This is a genomic window from Microbacterium jejuense, from assembly GCF_039544225.1.
Classification (GTDB): domain Bacteria; phylum Actinomycetota; class Actinomycetes; order Actinomycetales; family Microbacteriaceae; genus Microbacterium; species Microbacterium jejuense.
This window is the reverse complement of sequence record NZ_BAABLG010000013.1, coordinates 201,372-223,322: the sequence shown is the minus strand read 5'-3', so window position 1 is coordinate 223,322 and position 21,951 is coordinate 201,372. Positions and strand designations below refer to the sequence as shown.

The 21,951-nt window shown below is 71.1% G+C and carries 20 protein-coding genes and 1 tRNA gene; 14 read left to right on the top strand and 7 right to left on the bottom strand.

The window, feature by feature from the left end; translation table 11 throughout:
• Nucleotides 1-11 precede the first annotated feature (11 nt).
• Together ABEA46_RS20030 and ABEA46_RS20025 are read right to left on the bottom strand one after the other, a co-directional pair.
• The gene (locus ABEA46_RS20030) at nt 12-1,049 is read right to left on the bottom strand and encodes a LacI family DNA-binding transcriptional regulator (protein WP_345547196.1); all 1,038 of its coding nucleotides are present in this window, start codon (nt 1,047-1,049) and stop codon (nt 12-14) included.
• A 135-nt stretch (nt 1,050-1,184) separates the two neighbouring features.
• Nucleotides 1,185-1,775 carry a GNAT family N-acetyltransferase gene (locus tag ABEA46_RS20025; RefSeq protein WP_345547194.1) on the bottom strand — a complete coding sequence of 197 codons (591 nt, stop codon included), beginning with the start codon at nt 1,773-1,775 and terminating at the stop codon, nt 1,185-1,187.
• Between the two features lie 142 nt (nt 1,776-1,917).
• Between ABEA46_RS20025 and ABEA46_RS20020 the strand changes: the two genes are divergently transcribed.
• Together ABEA46_RS20020 and ABEA46_RS20015 are read left to right on the top strand one after the other, a co-directional pair.
• A tRNA-Pro gene (locus ABEA46_RS20020) sits at nt 1,918-1,991 on the top strand.
• Between the two features lie 181 nt (nt 1,992-2,172).
• Nucleotides 2,173-3,237 carry a hypothetical protein gene (locus ABEA46_RS20015; RefSeq protein ID WP_345547192.1) on the top strand — a complete coding sequence of 355 codons (1,065 nt, stop codon included), beginning with the start codon at nt 2,173-2,175 and terminating at the stop codon, nt 3,235-3,237.
• Between the two features lie 9 nt (nt 3,238-3,246).
• On the opposite strand, the gene ABEA46_RS20010 is transcribed toward ABEA46_RS20015, so the two are convergent.
• Both ABEA46_RS20010 and ABEA46_RS20005 read right to left on the bottom strand, forming a co-directional pair.
• Nucleotides 3,247-3,981 carry a GH25 family lysozyme gene (locus ABEA46_RS20010; RefSeq protein WP_345547190.1) on the bottom strand — a complete coding sequence of 245 codons (735 nt, stop codon included), beginning with the start codon at nt 3,979-3,981 and terminating at the stop codon, nt 3,247-3,249.
• Between the two features lie 8 nt (nt 3,982-3,989).
• Complete coding sequence (locus ABEA46_RS20005; RefSeq protein ID WP_345547188.1) at nt 3,990-5,033, bottom strand: LysR family transcriptional regulator; 1,044 nt, start codon at nt 5,031-5,033, stop codon at nt 3,990-3,992.
• A 138-nt stretch (nt 5,034-5,171) separates the two neighbouring features.
• Between ABEA46_RS20005 and ABEA46_RS20000 the strand changes: the two genes are divergently transcribed.
• Both ABEA46_RS20000 and ABEA46_RS19995 read left to right on the top strand, forming a co-directional pair.
• Entirely contained in the window at nt 5,172-5,972 is an 801-nt protein-coding gene (locus tag ABEA46_RS20000) for an alpha/beta hydrolase (protein WP_345547186.1), read from the top strand.
• Between the two features lies 1 nt (nt 5,973).
• Nucleotides 5,974-6,762, top strand: coding sequence for an SDR family NAD(P)-dependent oxidoreductase (locus tag ABEA46_RS19995; RefSeq protein WP_345547184.1), 789 nt, complete (start codon nt 5,974-5,976; stop codon nt 6,760-6,762).
• A gap of 10 nt (nt 6,763-6,772) precedes the next feature.
• Here ABEA46_RS19995 and ABEA46_RS19990 read toward each other — a convergent pair whose 3' ends face one another.
• Both ABEA46_RS19990 and ABEA46_RS19985 read right to left on the bottom strand, forming a co-directional pair.
• Complete coding sequence (locus tag ABEA46_RS19990) at nt 6,773-7,270, bottom strand: winged helix-turn-helix transcriptional regulator (protein WP_345547182.1); 498 nt, start codon at nt 7,268-7,270, stop codon at nt 6,773-6,775.
• 9 nt (nt 7,271-7,279) lie between these two features.
• The gene (locus ABEA46_RS19985) at nt 7,280-7,921 is read right to left on the bottom strand and encodes a helix-turn-helix domain-containing protein (RefSeq protein ID WP_345547180.1); all 642 of its coding nucleotides are present in this window, start codon (nt 7,919-7,921) and stop codon (nt 7,280-7,282) included.
• Between the two features lie 135 nt (nt 7,922-8,056).
• On the opposite strand from ABEA46_RS19985, the gene ABEA46_RS19980 reads away from it, so the two are divergent.
• The 7 genes from ABEA46_RS19980 (at nt 8,057) to ABEA46_RS19950 (ending at nt 18,177) form a co-directional block, all read left to right on the top strand.
• Nucleotides 8,057-9,271: a globin domain-containing protein gene (locus ABEA46_RS19980; RefSeq protein ID WP_345547178.1), complete on the top strand. Its 1,215-nt coding sequence runs from the start codon at nt 8,057-8,059 to the stop codon at nt 9,269-9,271.
• Nucleotides 9,272-9,317: 46 nt separating this feature from the next.
• Complete coding sequence (pdxR, locus tag ABEA46_RS19975; protein ID WP_345547176.1) at nt 9,318-10,715, top strand: MocR-like pyridoxine biosynthesis transcription factor PdxR; 1,398 nt, start codon at nt 9,318-9,320, stop codon at nt 10,713-10,715.
• A 73-nt stretch (nt 10,716-10,788) separates the two neighbouring features.
• A complete protein-coding gene (locus ABEA46_RS19970; protein ID WP_345547174.1) occupies nt 10,789-11,286 on the top strand; it encodes a carboxymuconolactone decarboxylase family protein in 498 nt (165 codons plus the stop codon).
• A 43-nt stretch (nt 11,287-11,329) separates the two neighbouring features.
• Nucleotides 11,330-12,802, top strand: coding sequence for a DUF3375 domain-containing protein (locus tag ABEA46_RS19965; RefSeq protein WP_345547172.1), 1,473 nt, complete (start codon nt 11,330-11,332; stop codon nt 12,800-12,802).
• Nucleotides 12,795-13,592 carry a DUF4194 domain-containing protein gene (locus ABEA46_RS19960; protein ID WP_345547171.1) on the top strand — a complete coding sequence of 266 codons (798 nt, stop codon included), beginning with the start codon at nt 12,795-12,797 and terminating at the stop codon, nt 13,590-13,592. The genes ABEA46_RS19965 and ABEA46_RS19960 overlap by 8 nt, the downstream gene beginning before the upstream one ends.
• Nucleotides 13,589-16,948 (top strand): ATP-binding protein, encoded by a 3,360-nt coding sequence (locus tag ABEA46_RS19955; RefSeq protein ID WP_345547169.1) that lies wholly within the window; start codon nt 13,589-13,591, stop codon nt 16,946-16,948. Before ABEA46_RS19960 ends, ABEA46_RS19955 begins: the two co-directional genes overlap by 4 nt.
• Nucleotides 16,945-18,177, top strand: coding sequence for a Wadjet anti-phage system protein JetD domain-containing protein (locus ABEA46_RS19950; protein ID WP_345547167.1), 1,233 nt, complete (start codon nt 16,945-16,947; stop codon nt 18,175-18,177). Before ABEA46_RS19955 ends, ABEA46_RS19950 begins: the two co-directional genes overlap by 4 nt.
• Here ABEA46_RS19950 and ABEA46_RS19945 read toward each other — a convergent pair.
• Nucleotides 18,149-19,375: an MFS transporter gene (locus ABEA46_RS19945; protein WP_345547165.1), complete on the bottom strand. Its 1,227-nt coding sequence runs from the start codon at nt 19,373-19,375 to the stop codon at nt 18,149-18,151. The two genes, ABEA46_RS19950 and ABEA46_RS19945, sit on opposite strands and share 29 nt — an antisense overlap.
• 82 nt (nt 19,376-19,457) lie before the next feature.
• Between ABEA46_RS19945 and ABEA46_RS19940 the strand changes: the two genes are divergently transcribed.
• Genes ABEA46_RS19940 through ABEA46_RS19930 form a run of 3 tightly spaced genes read left to right on the top strand, consistent with a single transcriptional unit; the run spans nt 19,458 to nt 21,908 of the window.
• Nucleotides 19,458-19,940, top strand: coding sequence for a hypothetical protein (locus ABEA46_RS19940; RefSeq protein WP_345547163.1), 483 nt, complete (start codon nt 19,458-19,460; stop codon nt 19,938-19,940).
• Entirely contained in the window at nt 19,927-21,489 is a 1,563-nt protein-coding gene (locus ABEA46_RS19935) for a multicopper oxidase family protein (protein ID WP_345547161.1), read from the top strand. Before ABEA46_RS19940 ends, ABEA46_RS19935 begins: the two co-directional genes overlap by 14 nt.
• Nucleotides 21,490-21,503: 14 nt before the next feature.
• The gene (locus tag ABEA46_RS19930) at nt 21,504-21,908 is read left to right on the top strand and encodes a DUF2809 domain-containing protein (protein ID WP_345547159.1); all 405 of its coding nucleotides are present in this window, start codon (nt 21,504-21,506) and stop codon (nt 21,906-21,908) included.
• Nucleotides 21,909-21,951: the final 43 nt, after the last annotated feature.

Sequence of the window (21,951 nt, the reverse complement as noted above, 5' to 3'; positions counted from 1 at the left end):
CGTCGAATCGCTCAGGCACCCGGCGGAGGCGCGGTCGACGCTCGCCGGATGAGTTCGGGCGCAGGATCGTCGATGACTCTGCTCACGGGCTGGAACGCGTTCGCGCCGTCGGCCGACGCCTCCAGCCCCGCGAGCAGCGCGTCCACGGCGGCCGCTCCGAGGTTCGCCATCGGCAGGCGGACTGTCGTCAGCGCCGGGGCACACGTGATCGCCGGCCAGATGTCGTGGATCGCCACGACGGACAGCTCCTGCGGAACGCGGATCCCCATCTCGGCGGCCTCGGTGAGCACTCCGATCCCGGCGTTCACGTTCCCGACAACGACGGCCGTGGGAGCGGGCCGGCGGCTGAGGAGCAGCCGCGCCGCATCGCGGGCCGATCGGTACGTGTATCCCAGCGCCGTGGTGTCCTCGGGGGCGAGGGTGAGTCCCGATTCCGCGAGTGCCTGCTCGATCCCCTCCCGCCGTCGGTCGCTGGTATCGGACGTCGGGACGCCGCCGACGTAGCCGATGCGGGTGTGTCCGAGTTCGAGCAGGTGACGTGTCGCGAGGGCACCGGCGGCGACGTCATCGATGGCGAGCGTGGTGACGCCGGCGACGGGGCCGGAATTGATCAGGACGGTCCGTTCGGGGTGGGAGAGCGCTCGCGCGACCAGTTCGAGGGGTGCCTGGTCGCCCTTCTGGAGCAGTACCCCGTCCACCAGTCGTTCGCTCAGGAGCCGGATGAACCCGTCGCTTCCGGGCTGCATCCGCGGACTCGATGCCAGCACCACGGAGTAGTCGTGATCGAGTGCGCGCGACTCCACGCCGGCCACGAGATCGGTGAAGGTGGCGTTGGTGACATCCGGCACGACGAACGCCAGCAGATGCGTGCGCGAGCGGCGCAGCGAGCGAGCCGCAGAGTTGGGCGCGTACCGGAGCAGCTGGGCCGAGTCGAGGATGCGCTGGCGAGTCTCGGGGCGGATCCTGACCGAGGCGTCGGCGTTGAGCACCCGCGAGACCACAGACACCGAGACCCCGGCGTGGGATGCCACATCCCGCAGAGTTACCATCTTCGGATCGTAATCGGGGATCGACGTCGGCACAAACGATTCACCGCGGGTCGTACCGCAGCGATCGCTTATGAATCCGGGTTGAGGTGTGCGCCGCGTGTAACGATTTTCCATCCCGAGAGTCTCGGAGGGGCGCTACACCCGGCTCCGCAGCTCGAGCGACACGATCGCGAGGCCGGGGCGCGGGCGCGCGACTTCGCGGAAGCCGGCGGCCTCGAACGTCGACAGCACTCCGCGGTACAGATCGTTCACCGGGATCCTCTTGCCGGCATTCGGATCGCTCGGGTAAGCCTCGACGACGCGCGCGCCGCCGGCGCGGGCGTGGTCGATCGCCGCGTCGAGCAGCTTCGCGGTGAGTCCCCGATTGCGATGCTCCTTGCGGACGACGAAGCACGTCACGGCCCAGACGTCGGCGTCGTCCCAGTCCTCTTCGGATGCGGCGAAGTTGCGCGTGCGAGCCAGCCTCACCTGGCGTGTGCGCGGACCGACACGCACCCATCCCGCCGCTTCGCCGTCGACGTACGCGATGAGCGCCGGCGGGAGAGCAGCGGCCATCTCGTCGCGCAGCAGTCCGCGGCGCTCGTCGAGGGTCGTGCGGTTGAACTCCGCGTTGGTGATCGTCCACCACTGGCACTGGCAGCCGTGCCCGTCGCCGCCCCCGCTCAGTGCGTGCTGCGCGTCGTCGAAGCGGTCTGCGGTCGCGGGGTCGATGGTGATTCGGGGCATGATGCGACGCTATTGCGGGCCGGTGACATCGACAAGGGAACGGGATGCCACGCCCGGGGTTCGCCGTGTTCGCGAGGCCTCTGCGGACCGGGTAGGATGGGGGAGTTGTCCGCGCGCAGGTGCGGGCACGTGAATTGAATATCGGGATGTGGCGCAGCTTGGTAGCGCACTTGACTGGGGGTCAAGGGGTCGCAGGTTCAAATCCTGTCATCCCGACACGATTCGAAGAGGGTCGGCCGCGAGGCCGGCCCTCTTCGCTTTTGTCGGTTGCCCCCCGCCGGAGCACGCGCCTAAAGTGACGAACACGTGCGCGGGCGAGACGCCCGGACCACGTTCATCGGCCTGGGGAGATTCGATGAAGAGTCGCTTGCGGTCTCTCGCCGCCTTCATCTCGGCGGTGATCGCCTCACTGATCCTTGCCGCAGGGGGGACCGCGGCGCACGCGGAGGAGGCCTATCCCAGGCTCTCGGTCGTGTCGGTCGATGGGCGGGAAGTGTCGGTGACGTGGGACGTCGGGGATGCCGATGTCGTGCTGACGGTGGAGCCTTCGGACGGGGACGGGGATGCCTTCGACGTCCCGATCGACGAGGGGGCGACATCGACGACCGTGACGGTGCCCGAATACGGGCTCTACTGGTTCACTCTCTTCGTCTCCTACAGCGATAGCGAGCCCCGTCGGCTGGACACGCAAGTCGTCGTGCCTGCGCTGTCGGTGGAGTCCGTGGACGGGCTTGATGTGACCGTGGCGTGGATCGCAGGCGGTGAGGCCGTCAGGCTCGATGTGAGGACCGAGAGCGGGGGAGAGCACGAGTACGTCTGGAGCGAGCTCTTCGACCCCGGCGCATCTGGCGCGGTGGTGACATCCGCGACGGTCACGGTGCCCGCGCCCGGTGTCTATCAGTTCGTCCTGTGGGCGTACCCACCCGACGGGCTTTCACGGACCATCGTGCAGACCGTCGACGTTCCGGAGCCGGAGATCCCCGTGGCGCCGACACCGCCACCGACGCCGACGCCGACGCCGACACCGACACCGGAGGCGCCTGCGGCAGCACCCGTCCTCTCGCTGTCGGGCGACACCGCGATCGCGGGTGGTCTTCTCACCGTCAGCGCGACGGGATTCAGCCCGGATGAACCGATCGAGATATGGCTCCACTCGACACCCGTGCGACTGTTCGTCGGCGTTGCGGATGCCGCTGGCGGTGTGAGCGAGGCAGTCACGATTCCAGCCGGGACCAGTTCGGGCGACCACGGCATCGAGGTGCGTGGAGCGACGACCGGGTCCGTGTACGCGGATCTGTCCATCGCCGGCGAAGAAGGCTCGCAGGCGACACTGCCGGCCACCGGCACGGACCCGAGCATCGTGGCAGGCGGTGCGATCTCAGCTGTCCTCCTGATCGCCTCGGGGCTCGGAGTGCTTCTCGTGGGCCGACGTCGGGTCGCTCCGGAGCGCCGGCATCGATGACGGCACGGTTCACCCGGCGAGCGACGCGAGCTGCTCTCGTGTGCCGTTGAAGGCATTCATGTCGATGTAGTGCTCGACGCCGACGTATCCGTCGAGGCGGTCACGGTTGGAGTACTGCCACAGAGTCCACTCACGGCCGTCTTCCAGTCGTGCGGGCAAGACGATGGACCGGATCCAGATCGGGTAGTCCTTGTATCTCCCGGACAGGTAGCGGTCATAGGCCTCGGGGGTCGCGTAGATGACGGGCGGTGCTCCGTAGTGCTCTTCGAGCTTCGCGAGCAGCGGCACCAGGATCGCGTCGACCTCCTCGCTCGCCGGCGGGTGCCGGAAGTACTCGCCGTAGTACTCGAGATCCAGGGCGATCGGCAGCGTGGCTCCATCGGGGACCGTGTCGATGACATGAGCGGCCTGTGACTCACCGCTGCTGTCGAAGCTCACGAAGTGGTAGGCGCCGATCAGCAGATCGGTCTGCGCTGCTCCCTCCCAGTTGCGGAGGAACTGCGAGTCGACCGATGAGGATCCCTCGGTCGCTTTGATGTAGGCGAAGTCGATGTCCTCGGAGGAGAGGACGGACCAGTCGACGTCGCCCTGGTAGCTCGAGATGTCCACTCCGCGCACCGAGTAGCCGGCGGCGAAGATCCGCCCCGGCCAGATGACCCCGGTGGCGAGGAGCGCCGCGAGGATTCCGAGCGTCGCGAAGACGCCGGTGAGGATCACGATGAGGCGCGCCGTCCTTCTCCGCATCGGCGACATCAGTGCGCCGTCCACCCGCCGTCGACCGCCAGCACTGCGCCGGTGAGGCTCGTGGCCGAGGAACCGCCGGACTTGCGGGCCTGAGCGATCGCGATTCCGAGACTCACCTGAGCGCCCGGCTGCCACGCGGGCGCGCCGGTGTCGCCCTCGAGCCACCCGTGCGACGCGGCGACGTCCATCGCGACGTCGATGAAGCCGGTCACGGCAGGGGCGAGGGGCTCGTCGCGCCAGGCGATCGACCAGGGGTAGAACGGCTGGAGATCTGATGGGCGATACGTCTGCAGACCGAGGCGGCCGTACCGGAGGGCGTAGGACTCGAGCTCCAGCAGGTAGGCGTCGTCGGGAGCGCGCCGCAGTCTGGCCAGGCAGTGATCGAACGTTCCGGGATTGCCCAGCCACCGGAAGGCCACGTCGGCATGGGTCTCGAGCGCCACGAGGTACTCGCCGTGGGCGTTGAACAGGGCCGAGCCGGGCGGGTCGGCGAAGACCTCGAGCGGGCGGTCGTGGAGCGAGACCGGGTCCGCGGCGGAGTCGCCTGGCCGTGCGACGATCCAGAACGGCTCCAGGCGCAGGGGGCGATGGACCCACCCGAGCGGGTGCGCCGCGGTCATGCTCGGGGTGACGCGGAGGATCGCGACATCGAGCAGCCCGTGCATGAGCGCGTCGAGCTGGCGCTGGCTGTCCATGGAGCTCGCGATGACGGAGACGTCGGGGTACCGGTCGGCGAAGGCGTCGACGACGAGGCGGCTCGTGTCGAGGTCGAAGATGTGCGCGACGCGGAGACCGGTGTCCTCCGGGCGCATCATGCGCGCGGCCTGTGCGATCAGCACCCGCGCCTCGCGTAGGAACCGGGAGCCGTCGGGTGTGAGTGCGACGTGACGGCTGTCGCGTGTCAACAGCCGGAATCCGAGCTCGCCCTCGAGCCGTCGGACCTGCTTCGACAGTGCGGGTTGGCTGATGTGCAGCCGCGCGGCCGCGCGCCCGAAGTGCAGTTCGTCGGCGACGACGACGAAATACCGCACGAGTCGAAGATCGAGGTCCACCTGTCCTCCCGTACGAAGATTGGCGCGCCCGGGCGATCGATGCAAGCGCGGTTATCGATCCGCTTCGAAAAGGTCCTGGACGCCGTCTCCACCACGGGTGTGTGCTGATCTGGTCCGCGAGCACAAGGAGCACGGTCCATGGCCCAGAACCCCCGTCCCGTCGTCTTCATCCACGGTCTGTGGCTGCACGCCTCCAGCTGGGAGCCGTGGGTCGAGAAGTTCCGCGCCGCGGGGTACGAGCCGGTCGCGCCGGGGTGGCCGAACGAGCCGGCGACCGTGGCCGAGGCGCGCGCGAACCCGGAGGCCGTCGCCGACATCGGCATCGACGAGGCCGCGGGCCATTTCGCCGACCTCGTCACGGATCTCGGCGACGACACGGTCATCGTCGGCCACTCGTTCGGCGGCCTGATCGCCGAGAAGCTGCTGGGCGAAGGTCTCGGCGCCGGCGCGGTGGCGATCGACCCGGCCCAGATCAAGGGCGTGCTGCCCCTGCCCCTCGCGCAGCTGCGCGCGGGATTCCCCGCGCTCGGCAACCCGGCGAACCTGCACCGCGCGGTCGCGCTGACCTCGGCGCAGTTCCGCTACGGGTTCGGGAACGCCGTGGACGAGGCGGAGTCCGACGCCCTGTTCGAGCAGTGGACCATCCCCTCGCCGGCGCGGCCGCTGTTCCAGGCCGCCGCCGCGAACTTCGTCATGCATTCGCCCGCGGCCGTCGACACGAAGCGCGAGACGCGCGGGCCGCTTCTGCTGATCTCGGGCACGGCCGACCACACCGTTCCCGATGTCGTCACGCGCTCTACCCTCAAGCAGTACCGGGACTCGATGGCGGTCACCGAGCTCAAGCAGTTCGAGGGACGCGGCCATTCTCTGACGATCGACCAGGGCTGGGAGGACGTCGCAGACGCCGTGCTGGAGTGGCTGACGGCCCAGGGGCTGTGACGTGGACCTCGCGCTGCGCGGCACTGTCGCGATCGTCACGGGGGCCGGCCGGGGGATCGGGCTGGCGGTGACGCGGACCCTGGCCGCGGAGGGCGTGCGCGTCGTCGCCGCGTCGCGCACGGTCACGCCCGCCCTGGAACGGCTCGGGGAGGAGGCGGACGTGCGCGCCGTCGCGGCCGATCTGACCGATCCGGCCGTCCCCGAGACGCTCGTCGCCCGGGCGGCGCAGCTCGGCTCCCTCCGCGTCCTCGTGAACAACGTCGGCGGCGTGCATCCGCGCCCGGGCGGCTTCACCTCGGTCACGGACGATGCGTGGATGCAGACGTTCCAGCTCGACGCGATGACCGCGATCCGGATGACGCGCGCCGCGCTGCCGGCGCTGCGCGACGCCGGACGAGCGAGCGTCGTGACGGTCGCGTCCGTGAACGCCCGGCATCCCGACCCGCTCGTCATCGACTACAGCGCCGCGAAGGCCGCCCTCGTGAGCTTCTCCAAGTCGCTGTCGAAGGAGGTCGGCACCGACGGCATCCGCGTGAACACCGTCAGCCCCGGTCCGGTCGCCACCGACCTGTGGCTGGGCGAGGGCGGCGTGGCGGCGACGCTGTCCACCGCGGGCGGTGCGGACCGGGCCGACGTGGTCGGCGGCGCCGAGGCATCCATGGTCACCGGGCGATTCACGAAGCCGGAGGAGGTCGCGGCGCTCGTGGCGTTCCTGGCGAGCGACCTGGTCGCGGGGAACATCACGGGCGCGGACTTCGTGATCGACGGCGGGCTGACGGCCGAGCTGTGATGGCGCCCGGTCAGCCCGCGTGCCGCAGGCGGTGACGCTCGAGCACACGTGCGGCGAGCGCCTCGGGCATGCCGGGGCCGGGGAGGGCCTCGACCTCGGTCGCGTCGTCGAGAGGACCGCAGATGTCGCACACGAGCTGCATCCGCACCGGGTGCTCGTCCTGCCCGTGGCGATAGAGGATCGGGGCGCCGTGGGGGGCGGCCCAGCGGTCGCCCCACTCGGTGAGGGCGATGAGCGCGGGCGCGAGGTCCCGGCCGCGTTCGGTCAGGCGGTACTCGCCCTCGCCGGAGTCGTTCGTGACGCGCTCCAGGACGCCATCCTCGACGAGGTGGTCCAGGCGTGACGCGAGCACGTTGGTCGCGATGCCGAGGCTCTTCTGGAACGCCGAGAATCGCGTGGACTCGGCGAACAGCGCGTTGCGCAGGATGAGGAACGTCCAGCGCTCGCCGAACACCTCGAGGGTGCGCGAGATGGAGCAGACCTGGGAATCGTACGTCCTGCCGAGCATGCCCTCAATCTAAGGCGATGACTTGCGTGATACAAGCATCAACTGCAGGCGACAGCGATGCGCGGTCACGAACGGCTCGAGACGCTCGACGGCGAGCGGACCGTCGGTCTGCGCCAGCACGTCCCGAACGAGGCGCGCGTGCACGCGGCACACCAGAGCACGGTCCTCGTCGATCATGTCGTGGTACCGGCAGGGCGCGAGATCGAACGACAGCGACCCCTCGTCCACGGCGGGATCCAGTCCCGCGTCGTCGAGGTGCTCGTAGAGCACGTCGAGCTGCCGCACGGCATCGGCGTCGAGGGCGGTGTCGGCGGCGCGCACCGCGGTCGGCGGACGTGTCACGGCACGCAGCATCCGTCCCCGTTCGTCGGCGCCGTGGACGCGGGCGCTCGCCGCCGGGCTCAGCGCCGCCTCGCGCACCGGGTGGAACACCACGGGTGGCCGGCCGCGCATGCCGACCTGCACCGTCTCGCCGCGGATGAGGCCCTCGTCCTCCAGCACTCGCAGGTGGTCGCGGACCGTGTTGAGCGGGATGCCGCACTCCGACGCCAGCTCGCCGGCCCGGCGTCCGGGCGCCCGCTGGATCGCGCGCAGCAGCTGCAGGCGGCGCGGCTGCGTCAGTCCGCGATAGTCGTGCGCGCGGCGGGGCATGCTCCGACAGTAACCCCGGCGCCACGCGACGTGTCCGGCGACGGACCGGATAAAACCGGTGGAACCGCGCGCGGCCGATCACGCCCTCGGAGCAGGGTCGGAGCAGTCCGCACCACGCAACGCGAGAGGGAGAACATGAAGCTGTCACCGGAGTCCGAGGCCGTCGTCCGCGCCACCGCGGGAGTCGTCGCCGCGCACGCGGAAGAGATCACCAAGGTCTTCTACCCGGCGATGTTCGCCGCCCACCCCGAGCTGCTGCGCGTCTTCAACCGCGCAAACCAGGCCGTGGGCGAGCAGCCGAAGGCGCTCGCGGCGTCGGTCGCCGCCTTCGCGGTGCAGCTGATCGACCCCGATGCGCCCGACTTCACGCCGGTCATGCGGCGGATCGCCCACAAGCACGTGTCGCTGGGCATCACCGCGCGGCAGTACACGATCGTCGGGCACCACCTGCTCGACGCGGTCGGCACCGTGCTGGGGGATGCCGTCACGCCCGAGGTGCGGGCCGCCTGGGACGAGGTGTACTGGCTGTTCGGGTGCTCGCTCATCGCCGAGGAGGCGAAGCTGTACGCGCTGGGCGGCACCGACCCCGAGAACCCGTGGCGGCAGTACCGGGTCGTGGAACGGCACGAGGAGTCCGGCGACGCGTTCTCGCTGGTGCTCGCCCCGGTCGCCGGCGAGGTGCCGGCGCACCGCACCGGTCAGTACGTCGCGATCGCCGTCGACCTGCCCGACGGGTCTCGTCAGCCGCGCCAGTACACGATCTCGTCGGGGCCTCGCGGCGACGCGCTGCGGGTGACGGTCAAGCGCGTGCGCGGCGTCCACGGCGCTCCGGACGGCCAGGTCTCGACGTGGCTGTACGAGAACGCGCAGCCGGGTGCCGTGCTCGACGTGTCGCAGCCGGCGGGCGACGTCGTCCTCGACGACACCGACCGGCCGCTCGTGCTGGTGTCGGCAGGGATCGGCATCACGCCGGTCGCGGCGATCCTCGAAGACCTGTCGCGCCGGCAGCCTCAGCGCACCGTGCGGCTCTTCCACGCCGACCGCGCGCACGACACGCACGCCCTGTACGCGTCGCTGCGCCGCCAGGTGCTCGCGATGGACGACGCCCGGGCGCAGAACTGGTACGAGGCCGACGCCGAGTCGGCGCCGACGCTGCACCCGGCGCTGCCGGGGTTCATGGACCTCGGCGAGGTCGACCTGCCCGCGGAGGCGACGGTGTTCATGTGCGGCCCGCTGCCGTTCATGCGTGCGTCGCGCTCGACACTGATGGCACGGGGCATCCCGAGCGACCGCATCCACTACGAGGTCTTCGGTCCGGACCTGTGGGCGCAGCAGCCCGACGCCGCGTGAGCGCCGCCTGACGGGCGAGAGCGGGTCGCCGTGGTGGGATGGCGGCATGAGCGAGGGAAGCATCGCGGGGCTCGACCTGCATCTGCCGCTGTCGGGCACGCGGCCGGCCCGCTCCCTGGAGGACGCGATCCGCTCGCTCGTGTCGACCGGCGCCCTGCCGGTCGGCGCGCGTCTGCCCGCCGCGCGAGCGCTCGCCGCGGACCTCGGGGTGGCGCGCAACACTGTCGCCGACGTCTACGCACGCCTCGCTGCGGAGGGCTGGCTCGAGGCGCGGGTCGGCGCCGGGACGTGGGTCGCGGCGTTCCCCGCGGCGGCGTCGCAGGCCGGGACCCGTCCCGCCGCCGCGCCCCCGTTCGAGCTGCGTGGCGGGCTCGTCGACGCGAGCGACTTCGCGTTCTCGGCGTGGAGCGCGCTGGCGCGGCAGACTCTCGCCGAGCTGCCCGGGACGGCGTTCTCGTATCCGCCGACGGCCGGTGTCGTCGCGCTGAGGCAGAGCCTTGCCACGTACCTGGCGCGGACCCGCGGCGTCGCGGTCGGCCCGGACAACGTCGTGGTGGGCACCGGCTTCGGGGACCTGCTGTCGCTCGTGTGCCGTGCGCTGCGTGGCCGCGGCGCCCGCCGCATCGCGGTGGAGGAGTACGGCCACGAACGTCATCGCCGCATCATCGCGGCGACGGGTCTGGAGGCGGTGGCGCTGCCGGTCGACGCGGACGGCGCCGTGATCGAGCAGCTGGAGGGAGCGGACGCCGCAGCCGTCGTGCTGACGCCGGCCCATCAGTTCCCCACCGGCGTGCCGCTGTCGGCTGCCCGTCGGCGCGCCGTGGTCGACTGGGCGCGCCGCACGGACGCGCTCGTGCTGGAGGACGACTACGACGGCGAGTTCCGCTATGACCGCCGCAGCATCGGCGCGTTGCAGGCGCTCGCGCCGGACCAGGTCGTGTATCTCGGCACCGCGAGCAAGGCGCTCGCGCCCGCGGTGGGTCTGGCCTGGGCCGTTGTGCCGCCCGCGTGGCGGGCGGAGGTCCTCTCGCAGCGCGAGGCCGGGGGAGCGGCGGCTGCCGGCATCCACCAGCACGTCCTCGCAAGGTTCATCGACGCGTTCGCGTACGACCGCGCGGTGCGGCGACGGCGCGCGGAGTTCCGGACGCGCCGCGAGCTGCTCGAGGGTCTGCTCGCCGAACGCGTGCCGTCGGCGTCGCTGCACGGGCTCGCGGCGGGGCTGCAGTGCCTGGTGAGGCTGCCGGCCGATGTCCGTGAAGAGGCGGTGGTGGATGCCGCCGCCCGGCGCGGCGTGGCCGTCCAGGGACTTGCGGAGTTCCGTCTGGGTGACGGGGTGGCGCCCGCAGGCATCGTCGTGGGCTACGGCGCACCGTCGCCAGCCCGCGCAGAGCGCGGGCTGGAGCTGTTCGTCGAGGCGTTGGAAGCGGCGGTGGAAGGACGCTGATCCTTCGATTGGCCCAGGTCTGCGGCATCCGATTGTCCGTTTCACTTGGGGCGATCGTGCCTAGCGTGGACGTATGACCATTGCGACCAGCACCCTCGTCCCCGTTGCCCGCCGCCTCGACTTCGAGGCCCTCGCCCCCGTGTTCTCGCGGGCGGTGAGCGAGCTCGACGACGCCGCGACCGCTCAGCTCGACCTCGTCGGCATCGACGCCGGGCTGCGGGAACTCGTGCGCCTGCGCGCATCGCAGCTCAACGGCTGCGCGTACTGCGTCGACACCCATTCGCGGGCGGCACGCGCGCACGGCGTCGCCGCGCAACGCGTCGACGCCGTCGCGGTGTGGCGTGAGTCGGGTCTGTTCACCGCCGCCGAGCACGCGGCGTTCGCCCTCACCGAGGAGGTCACGCGGCTGTCGGAGACGCACGTTCCCGAGCGTGCAGTGACCGACGTCGTGGACGCGTTCGGTGAGGAGGCGGCCGCCGCCCTGATCTCGCTGATCATCGCGATCAACGTGTGGAACGCGATCGGCGTCACGGCACGTCCGTGGCGGGTGGCGCCGCGCAGCGCGGACTGACCGTGTGACGGCGCGCCCCCGGCCGCCCGATACGCTGGAGTCGATGACGAACACGCGTGCCGAGGCGGCGTACCTGCGCTCTCTGGCGGCGTTCAGAACCCCCACTCTCGACCTGCTCCACCGCAGGTATGCGCCCTTCGTGGTCGCCGCGCTCTCCGTCGTGTTCACGGTGGACCGCCCCGCGGTCGCCGTGGCCGACGCGCACGCCGAGATCGCCGAGATCCTCGACGAGCTGCGGGCCGCCGGCTACGACGAGGACGAGCGTGCGCTGCCCTCGGGCACGGCGCGCGAGATCTGCCGGCACTGGGTGCGGGTGGGGTGGCTGGTGCCGCAGATCGACGGTGACGTCGAGGTGTACCGCCTCACCGCCCACGCGGTGAGCGCGCTGGAGATCACCGGTCGCACCGGCGGCGGGCGCACGCGCGTGTCGAACTCGCGCGTGCGCACGCTGCTCGAGGCCGTCGAGCGGCTGGCCGCGGATTCCGAGACCGACCCGCAGGCGCGCATCGCCCGCCTCACCGCCGAGCGCGACGCCCTGGACGCCGAGATCCTGCGGATCCAGGCCGACGGCACCGCGCCCGTCGACGACGAGCAGCTGCTCGAAGAGGCCGAGAACGTGCTGCACCTGGCGCGCGAGCTGCCCGCCGACTTCGCGCGCGTGGCCGAGTCCATCAAGGCCATGCAGCGCGACGTCGTCGCGGACCTCCGCCGCGACGTCCGTCCCACCGGCGAGGTGCTGCGCGAGTACCTCGAGCGCGGGCAGCACGTCATGCAGTCCACGCCCGAGGGTCGCGCGTTCGCCGGCGCGCTGCGGCTGCTCGGCGACCCGGAGCGCATCGACGACCTCACCGAGCAGCTGCACACCGTGCTGGCGCAGCCGTTCACGCGCCTCATGGATGCCGATCAGCGTGCCGAGCTCGACGCCATCGGCCGCCGCGTCGAGCTGGGCGTGCTCGAGGTGCTCACCGCGCAGCGCCGCGCGTCTCACGTGATCACCGGGCAGGTGCGCACCCACGACCCGGTCCGCGACCGCCAGGTCGACGACCTGCTGCGCGACGTCATGTCGGGCCTGCAGGCGTGGACCAGCAGCTCGTCGTCCGAGGCGGCTGTCGAGCCGGTGCGCAGCCTGCCGATGGCCGGCGTCGGGCACCTGCGCCAGTCGGTGAGCGACATCCGTCCGCCCGGCATGCCCGCGGCGCTGGCCGGGAGCGTCGATGACGCCGAGTTCGTGGATGCCGACACCCGCGCCTGGGGCGGGCCGAGGTACGTCGAGCTCGAGGCGTATGTCGCCGGGCTCGGCGACGAGTTCGATCTGGCGGCCGCCTTCGAGGGCACCGATGACGAGACCCGGCGTCCCGTGGACCTGCTCGGCCTGCTCGAGATCGCCCACCGCAACGGCATGAGCGAGGGCGACACCGTCTCGGTGGTCGAAGCCCTCCGTCCCGACGGCACGACCCGCCGCTTCGCGTTCGGCGCCGTGACCGCCCGCACCTCGAGAGGCAGCGATGATGACTGACCCCGCCGACGACACGGCCCCCGAGATCGAGGGGGATGCCGCGGCCGAGGCCGCCGGCATCCCTCCGTTCATCGAATCGGTCTCGATGGAGGACGATCCCGACGAGCTGTTCCCTGGCGACCGCGGCGTGCTCGACGCCGACGTGCGGCGCGTGCTCGTCCACGTGCTGCAGCGAAGGTTCGTGCAGGCCGACCGCCACCGCGACACCTGGAAGGTGCTGCTCGACAACCAGCAGCTGATCGAGGCGCGGCTGAACGACCTGTTCGTGCGTCTGGTGGTCGACCACGACCGCGGTGTGGCGTACAAGCAGCAGGTGCGCTCCGACGAGTTCGACGTGCCGATCCTGCTGCGCGACTCGCCCTACTCGCGCGCCGAGACGCTCGTGCTCGTGCACCTGCGCACCGTGTACCAGCGGGAGTCGGCGGCCGGCGAGCTGTCGGCGCGCGTCGACATCGAAGACGTCGAGCAGACCGTGCTCAGCTACTTCGCGGAGGCGGACGGCGACACGGCACGTCGCCAGCGCGCGATCCGCAAGGCCATGGAGCGCCTCGACCGCGACGGCATCGTCGACGAGGAGTCGGCGGGGCGGTTCCGCATCAGCCCGCTGGTCGAGATCGTGCTGAGCGCCGAGAAGCTGCGCGAGCTGCGCGATTGGCTGCGGCGGCAGGAGTCGCTTCCCGAGCTCGAAGACGCCGAGACGGATGCGGACACCGACGCCGAGACCGACGCCGACGCCGACGCCGAGGAGCCCGAGCGGGAGACCGCCGAACTGGAAGGGGCCGCCCTGTGACGATGATCGACACGCTGTTCGGGCTGATCCCGGCGGCATCGCGGGGTCAGCAGTGGCTGGCCGAAGACCTGCAGCTGGTCAACTGGGGCGGCTACGACGGGGCGCACCGCGTGCGATTCTCGCCCACCGCGACGCTGCTGTGCGGCGGCTCGGGGTCGGGCAAGTCCACGCTCATGGATGCGTACATCGCGCTCATGATGCCTCACACGACGCCGTTCAACGGCGCCTCGAACGGGGGAGTGACCGGGCGCCCGCGCGGCGACGAGCAGCGCAACATCCTGTCGTACGGCCGCGGCAAGCTCGACGAGTCGCGCACCGAGGACGGCACCAAGATGCGCGTGCTGCGCGGCGACGGCGTCGACACCTGGACCGCGGTGGCGATGACGTGGCTCGACCACGACGGGTCGCGGTTCACAGCGGTGCGAGCCTGGTACATCCCCGCCGGGGCGCGCGTGCTCGAAGACACCGTGCGCGTCAGGGCCACGGCCGACGCCGCGTTCGACCTGAGCTCGCTGGAGCGTGCGGTCGGCCAGCGCTTCACCGATACGTCGCTGCGGTCCGTCGGGCTCGACCCGTACAGCACCGATCGCGAGTTCTCGGCGCGCCTGCACGCGGTGCTCGGCATCGGCGCCGCCGGCGCCGGGTCGAAGGCGATGAGTCTGCTCGCCCGCATCCAGGCCGGTCAGCAGATCACGACAGTCGACGACCTGTACAAGCGCCTCGTGCTCGAGGAGCCCGAGACGATGACCACCGCGGATGCCGTCGTGGCGCATTTCGACGAGCTCGAGGGCACGCGCACCCGCATGCTCACGGCACGGCAGCAGGTGAGCACGCTCGAGCCGCTGCACGATCTGCGCGAGAAGATCGCCGCGGCCGGCGAGAGGGTGCGGCTGATCGACGAGATCGGCGACTTCTCCGACGCCGGTTCGCTCGCGAGCCTGTGGCGTGCCCACCGCCGCCTCGAGCTGCTGCGCGAGGTCGAGGGCGAGCTGCGCGACAGCAAGCACGCGGCCGACGTGGCGCTGCGCGAGAAGCGCGCCCTCGCAGACGCGGCCGAGATCGAGCGAGACGGGCTGGCCGATGTGCTGCGCCAGTCGGGCGGCGACCGACTCGAGACCGCGCAGCGCGAGCTGCGCGAAGTCGAGCGGCGCCTGTCGACGGTGCAGGTGAACCGCATCCGCTTCGACGAGGACCTGCATGCGCTGGATGCGACGGTGTCGACCCGTGCGGACTTCGACGCCCTCGTCGCCCAAGCGCGCGCGGGGCTCGCCGACGCGGACGCCAAGCGCACCGCGCGCAACGCGTTCTCGGACGCGGCGCTCGAGCTCAAGGCCGCCGAGGCCGAGGTGACCGAGCTCGAGGCCGAGATCCGTCGAGCCGCGGGGCGCCGCGACAACATCCCGCGGGCACTGCACGAGTCGCGCGAGCTCCTCGCCGAGGCTGCCGGGCTCGAGCCCGACGAGCTGCCGTTCGTCGGCGAGCTCGTCGAGGTGCGCACCGAGTTCGAGCCCTGGCGCGAGGCGTTCAACCTCGCGCTCGGCGGCTTCGCGACGACGCTGCTGATCGACGTCGCGCAGCTGCCGGCGTTCCGCGCCGCCATCGACAGCGTGCGCACGCCGGTGCGCCTGCGCTACGAAGGCGTGCACACCGGCCTCGACGCGAGCGGCGGCCGCGACGCCGACACGCTGCCCGGGCGCCTGGACTACCAGGCGTCGCCGTTCACGGGCTGGCTGCAGGGCCGGCTCGACGACAACTTCGGGTTCGTGTGCGTCGACGCGCCGCGCGAGCTGTCGAAGCACAAGCGCGCACTGACGATCACCGGTCAGATGTCGGACGGCAACCGGGGTGCGCACGGCGGCCACGGCCGCGACAACGTGCTGGGCTTCTCGAACGAGCGCCGCCTGCACGTGCTGGCCGGCCGCCTGGAGCTCGCTCGGGTCCGCGTGGAGCGGGCGACGACGGCCGCGAAGACCGCGGAGGAGGCGCTGGATGCCGTCGACGCGCGGCTTGCGGTGTACGCGAAGATCGGCGACCTGACCTGGGACCTGCTCGACCTCGACACCGTGACGGCGGAGCGGGATCGCTGGACCGCCGTGCAGGATGACGTGACGGCATCCAATCCCGAGATCGCGCGCCTGCAGGGCCAGATCGCCGCCGCCAAGGGCAAGGCGGCGACTCTGCGTGAGGAGATCGGGCGCACCGAGGCCGAGCGCGAGCGGATCGAGGCGCGCTGGGGCGACGTGACCGACGACGTCGACGCCACGCAGTCGATCATCGACGCGGCCGACGACGACGCCCGTGCGCTCGACGACGACCAGCGGGCGTTCCTCGATACGCGGTTCACCCTGCGCGAGGCCGCCGCGGCGGCGAGCCCGTCGGTCGTGCTGACGCGGTTCGACGCGGCGCTCGCCTCGGCCGCGCAGCGCCTGGACGAGGAGCGCTCGTCGGCGGTGACCGCGCACGCCGAGCAGCGCGAAGGCGTCCGTCGCATCATGACGGGCTTCTTGGAGCGCTGGCCGAACCCGAACCTGCTGCCTGACCCCGACGCGTCGATCGACGACTTCGAGGGCATCCTCGAGGCCCTGCAGACCAGCGGGCTGCACGAGCTCGAGGCGGACTGGCGCGACAGCCTGCTGAAGCTGTCGGGCAACGACCTCACGAACCTCGACGCGACGCTGAGCCGGTCGCTGCGCGAGATCCGCGATCGCATCGAGCCGATCAACGAGATCATGCAGGACCTGCCGTTCTACGACGACGACCACCGGCTGCAGATCACGACGCGTGAGAACCAGTCCGAGCCGCGCAAGCGGTTCCGGCGCGAGCTGCGCGAGGTGCGCGGGCTCATCGACGCGGCTGCCTCCGATGAGGATCGCGAGCAGGTGTACCGCCGCATGACGCGGCTGATCGGCCGCATGCGTCGCTCGGCTGCGGACTTCGGCGACCTCGTCGACGTGCGCAACCACGTGCGGGTGAGCGCCGAGCGCGTCGATGCCGCCTCGAAGCAGCACATCGCGCTGTACGACCACATCGGCGAGAAGTCCGGCGGCGAGTCGCAGGAGCTCATCGCGTTCATCGTGGGGGCGGCACTGCGTTATCAGCTGGGGGATGCCGGCGCCGAGCGCCCGCGTTACGCCCCGGTGTTCATGGACGAGGCACTCATCAAGGCCGACGCGCACTTCACGAAGCGGGCGATCGGCGCCTGGCGGGGCCTCGGCTTCCAGCTCGTGATCGGCGCGCCGAACGACAAGTACAGCGCGATCGAGCCGCACGTGGACGTCGAGTACGACATCCTCAAGGACACGCGCGGCCGTTCGTGGGCGAAGCCGAAGGTGGGCCTGCGCGAGCAGAGTTCATGAGCGCCAGGCTCGTGTACCCGGCTGACGCGCTCGCGTGGGTGGGTGAGCAGATCGATCGCGAACTCGCGAAGCTCGTCCTCGCGGAGCTTCGGGACGCTCCGGAGCTCATCGCCTGCAGGCTGCGCCCGGGCACGTCCAAGGCACCGGACGCCCGCTCGATTCCGTCCGAGACGTGGACGGACTGGCAGCTCGCGTGGGACCGCTTCGACCTTGGCAGGGTCAGCGGCGTGGACCTGGTGTTCGGCCAGGCCGCTGGGCGCTCGCGCGACGTGCCGACGATGCTCACGCTTGATTCAGTCGATGCCGCACTCGACCTGCTCGAGCACAGCGGTGTCACGTCGCCTCGGGACCGCGTGACACGTGCCCGGGGCATTGCGGCACGTCTCAGTGAGGCGGGATCGACGTTTACGTCTGCCGCGCTCAAGAAGGTGTGCGGCGGGAGCGACCGCGATGCAGAAGCGGCCATCAGCGCCGTGCGGTGGCTTCACGCGAACCCCGACCTGAGTGCGATGACGATGCGTCAACTGCCGATACCCGATGTCGACACCAAATGGCTCGGCACGCACGCAGCTGTGGTGCGAGAACTCACCTCTCGGGACGTTCGTGCCGAGACGCGGCCGCGATTGTCGGTCGTGCATCTCACATATCTCGACCCGGCGTACCGTGCGACGGGGTCCCGACGTCACGATGCCTGGACAGCGGAGGACGCTCACGAGCTCGCGTACCAGCCTCGGGTGGTGTTGGTCGTCGAGAACCGCGACCCGCGACTGTGGTTCCCCGAGCTGGAAGCCGCCGTCGTCGTCGAAGGCGAAGGGAAGGCTGTAGCCGCTTCGTTGCCGGATATCCCTTGGATCGCCTCCGCAGAACGCGTCGTCTATTGGGGCGATATCGATGTCGACGGCTTCGAGATCCTTGACGGGTTTCGCCGTGAGATGCGCGCACGCGGGGTCGAGGTGGAGTCACTCCTGATGGATGCCGTCGCGCTCGACGAATACGCAGCCCTGGGTGTGAACCACGACAAGGACGGCAATCCACTCGATCCGTCGAAGAAGGCACTGGCCATGCTCACCCGCGCCGAACGCGACGCGTATGCACGCGTCGCGACGGCAGGCAAGGTGCCTTTCCGTCGGATCGAGCAGGAGCGCATCTCCGGGGCCGACGTGCAACGAGCGCTTGCAGCGTTGTGCGCCGCGCCCATTCCTAACCGATCGGAGACCGCGCCGGGCTGAGCCGCCGCAGCGCGATCACCAGCACCATGAGCCCGATCGCGTTGGCGATGAGCACCGTGGCGATCACGGCGGCCATGCTGACGTCGTAGGCGAAGCCGAGGATTCCTCCCGCGATGAGCAGTCCCGCTCCGCGCACGAACGCGAGCCAACCGAATGCGGGGGCGCGTGACGGAGCGGGCACGAGCGCGGTGACGACGGCCTTGACTGTCGAGTCGAGGACGCCGTTGACGACGCCCCAGATCGCGACGCCGATCCACACCAGCACGACGTCGTCGGTGAACGCGATGACGGATGCCGCGGCCGCGACCGGAACCGCCAGCAGCGTCCACGGGCCGAGCCGGTCGTATACGCGCCCCATGACCAGCCCTGCGGCGCCGTCGACGAGCATCGCCACGGCGAACAGGATCGGTACCTGGGCGTCGGTGAGCAGCCCCGTGGTCTGTGCGTGGTACGCGAGCAGCGGGAACGAGGCGACCCCGCACGACAGCACGGCGATCGCCGCGGCGTACACCCAGAATCGCGCCGGCAGCCGGGGCAGGGCTTTCACGGAGGCCGATGCCGGGCGCCCGGCATCCACCTCTTCGGCTTCGCCGGCTGCTCCCTCCGGCTCCTCGTACGAGAGCGGGTCGGGCACCCGGTGGCGCAGCCAGAACAGCAGGACGAGCACGAGAATGCCCGGGACGGCGAGCACACCGAAGGCGAGGGCGTAGTCGCCCTCACGCCAGCCGAGAACGGCGGCGAGCAGCAGCGGGCCGAGCACCGCACCGGTCTGGTCGAGTGCCTGGTGCACGCCGAATGCGCTTCCGCGGCCGGTCGTCGCCGACGCGTACGACAGCAGCGTGTCTTTCGCGGGGGAGCGGACAGCCTTGCCGAGCCGCTCGGTGGCGTACAGCAGCAGGGCGGGGGCGAGCGCGCCGGTCACGCCGATGAGGGGGACGCTGAGGACGGTGAGTGCGTAGCCGACGATCGTCCAGGTCCAGTAGTGCTTCGTGCGCACGACCGCGTAGCCGGTGACGACCCGCAGGCCGTAGCCGATGAACTCGCCGAGGCCCGCGACCAGTCCGACGACCAGCGCGGACGCACCGAGGGTCGCGAGATAGGGGCCGATGATGCTGCGCGCCCCCTCGTAGACCATGTCGGCGAGCAGGCTCACGACTCCGAACGCGAGGATGAAGTGCCACGGACGCAGGCGGGTCACGCTCGAAATGTATCAACCCGGGGAGTCGGGACTCTGGAGTTCTGTCGGCCGCGTGGCCGGCAGACATCCTGGGGGAAAACACATGCGCATCACCTATCGCATCTTCTCGTTCGCCATCTGCGCGCTCGTCGCGCTGCAGGCGGCCTCGCACGCCTGGGGCTCGGCGGGACTCGACGTCTACATCGCCGAAGGCGGCGTGGTGGACGGATCGGCGCTGGAGGGGCCGCCGCCGTTCCCCGAGGTCGTGGGCTTCATGATCCACGGCATGAACGGCATGTTCGTGATCCCGACGCTCGCCATCCTGCTGCTCATCTTCTCGTTCTTCGTCAAGGTGCCGCACGCTGTCGCGTTCGCCGGCGGCGTGCTCGCGCTGGTCGTCGTGCAGATCACGCTCGGGCTGTTCGGCCACAGCATCCCGCTGCTCGGCTTCCTGCACGGCATCAACGCGCTGCTGCTGTTCACGACCGCACTGCTCGCGGGCCTGAACGCCTCGAAGCGCCGGGTCGTCGGGGCGAACCCGTCCGAGTCGGTGCCGGTGCCGACCGCTGCCGGTGTTTCCGCCTAGGACGGCGGCCGCGTCGAGCCGGTGGGCGTGGTTCGCCCGCCGGCTCGCCGTCGTGGTGGCGGTCATCGCGCTGGCGCTCGTCGGCTGGGCGTGGTGGAGCAGCGTGCTGCCCGGATCGTATTCCGTCATGGACATGGGAACACCCGACTTCGGCGGCGGCCCCGGTGCCGGGGCGCACGCGGCCGGCGGTCACGGCGGGCACGAAGCGCAGGCGATGGCCGCGGGGACGGCCGGTGCTCTCGCCGCCGGCGCGGCGACGAGCGTCACCGCGCTGGCCGTCGACCCCGATCGCCCCGCCGACGTGCACGTCGAGCTCGTCGCGCGCGCGGAGCGCGTCACGCCCGAGGGCGGCGAGGCGTTCGACGGCTTCACCCTCAACGGGCAGACGCCCGGTCCGACGATCCGTGCACAGCAGGGGCAGCTCGTCGAAGTCGTGCTGCGCAACGAGGACGTGCCCGCAGGGGTGACCGCGCACTGGCACGGCGTCGACGTGCCGAACGCCATGGACGGCGTCGCGGGCGTGACGCAGGACGCCGTGCCGCCCGGCGAGAGCTTCACCTACCGCTTCGTCGCCGAGCAGATCGGCACGTTCTGGTACCACTCGCACCAGGCCTCGCATCCGCAGGTGGTGGGCGGGCTGTTCGGCGCGCTGATCCTCGAGCCCGCGGAGGGGATGGATGCCGCATCCGCCGCCGACGCGATCGCCGCCGTGCACACCTACCCGGACGGCCAGCGCACGATCGACGGGATCGTCGGCGACACCCGCCAGATTGCCGCGCCGGGCGACACTGTGCGGGTGCGCCTCATCAACACCGACAGCACGCCGACGTCCGCGTGGGTGACCGGCTCGCCGTTTCGGGTGCTCGCCGTGGACGGCACCGAACTCAACGCGCCGATGCCCGTCGACGGCGTGGCCGTGCCGCTCACCGCCGGCGGGCGTGCCGACGTCGAGGTCACGGTGCCCGCGACAGGCGCCGTGCGCGTGCAGGTGCCCGGCGCGTCGCTGGTGGTCGGACCCGATCGGGCCGCGGCATCCACTTCTCCCGCGCCGCGGGAGGCGCTCGATCTGCTGAGCTACGGCGTGCCCGCCGACGTCGGGTTCGACCCGGCGCAGCCGGACCGCCGCTTCCGGTATGACATCGGCCGGCAGCCGGGCTTCCTCGACGGCGCTCCCGGCTACTGGTGGACCATCAACGGGGGCATCCTGCCGGCCGTGCCGATGTACATGGTGCAGGAGGGTGACGTCGTGGTCATGACGATCACCAACAACAGCGGCGAGGTGCACCCGATGCACCTGCACGGCCACCATCTGCTGGTACTGTCGCGCGACGGCGTGCCGTCGTCGGGCAGCCCGTGGTGGGTCGACTCGCTGAACGTCGAGCACGGCGAGACGTACGAGGTGGCGTTCGTCGCCGACAACCCCGGCATCTGGATGGACCACTGCCACAACCTGCCGCACGCGGCCGAGGGGCTCATGACGCATCTGGCATACGTGGGGGTGACGACGCCGTTCCGGCTCGGGCGCGAGTCCGGCAACGACCCTGAGTAGGTGAGACTGAGGGGATGCCAGCCCCCGCGATTCGACGTCGGATGCCGGCGGCCGCGCTGCTTGCCGCGGTCGTGGTCGTGGGGCTCGGGGTGCATGCGCTGCTGCCCGACACCGCCGTCACCGACATCGCAGGCGACGTGCTGTATGCGGCGGCGGCGTATCTCGCCGTCTTGCTGATCGCGCCGCGGCTGCCGGTGCTCGCGATCGGCGGCATCGCGGCGGCGTGGTGCGTGGCGGTGGAGCTGTTCCAGCTGACCGGACTGCCGCTGCAGTGGGGCGCGCGCTTCGCGCCGGTGATGCTGCTGCTCGGCACGGTCTTCGATCCCCGCGACATCGTGGTCTACGTCGTGACGATCGTGGTCCTGACCGCCGTGCATGCGCTGGTGCGGCGGACGCGGTCGGGACGAGCGGGTTCCTGAGTTCCGCTCGCCCCCGGAGCGAGGACGAAACGCCTCGGCCCCG

Excerpts from the sequence above, each read along its gene's own strand:
- ABEA46_RS19960 (WP_345547171.1), top strand. The coding sequence starts at position 12,795 with ATGACTGACCCCGCCGACGACACGGCCCCCGAGATCGAGGGGGATGCC.
- ABEA46_RS19965 (WP_345547172.1), top strand. The coding sequence starts at position 11,330 with ATGACGAACACGCGTGCCGAGGCGGCGTACCTGCGCTCTCTGGCGGCG.
- ABEA46_RS19930 (WP_345547159.1), top strand. The coding sequence starts at position 21,504 with ATGCCAGCCCCCGCGATTCGACGTCGGATGCCGGCGGCCGCGCTGCTT.
- ABEA46_RS19950 (WP_345547167.1), top strand. The coding sequence starts at position 16,945 with ATGAGCGCCAGGCTCGTGTACCCGGCTGACGCGCTCGCGTGGGTGGGT.
- ABEA46_RS20010 (WP_345547190.1), bottom strand. The coding sequence starts at position 3,981 with ATGCGGAGAAGGACGGCGCGCCTCATCGTGATCCTCACCGGCGTCTTC.
- ABEA46_RS19990 (WP_345547182.1), bottom strand. The coding sequence starts at position 7,270 with ATGCTCGGCAGGACGTACGATTCCCAGGTCTGCTCCATCTCGCGCACC.
- ABEA46_RS19940 (WP_345547163.1), top strand. The coding sequence starts at position 19,458 with ATGCGCATCACCTATCGCATCTTCTCGTTCGCCATCTGCGCGCTCGTC.
- ABEA46_RS20025 (WP_345547194.1), bottom strand. The coding sequence starts at position 1,775 with ATGCCCCGAATCACCATCGACCCCGCGACCGCAGACCGCTTCGACGAC.
- ABEA46_RS20030 (WP_345547196.1), bottom strand. The coding sequence starts at position 1,049 with ATGGTAACTCTGCGGGATGTGGCATCCCACGCCGGGGTCTCGGTGTCT.
- ABEA46_RS19985 (WP_345547180.1), bottom strand. The coding sequence starts at position 7,921 with ATGCCCCGCCGCGCGCACGACTATCGCGGACTGACGCAGCCGCGCCGC.
- ABEA46_RS19970 (WP_345547174.1), top strand. The coding sequence starts at position 10,789 with ATGACCATTGCGACCAGCACCCTCGTCCCCGTTGCCCGCCGCCTCGAC.
- pdxR (WP_345547176.1), top strand. The coding sequence starts at position 9,318 with ATGAGCGAGGGAAGCATCGCGGGGCTCGACCTGCATCTGCCGCTGTCG.
- ABEA46_RS19980 (WP_345547178.1), top strand. The coding sequence starts at position 8,057 with ATGAAGCTGTCACCGGAGTCCGAGGCCGTCGTCCGCGCCACCGCGGGA.
- ABEA46_RS20000 (WP_345547186.1), top strand. The coding sequence starts at position 5,172 with ATGGCCCAGAACCCCCGTCCCGTCGTCTTCATCCACGGTCTGTGGCTG.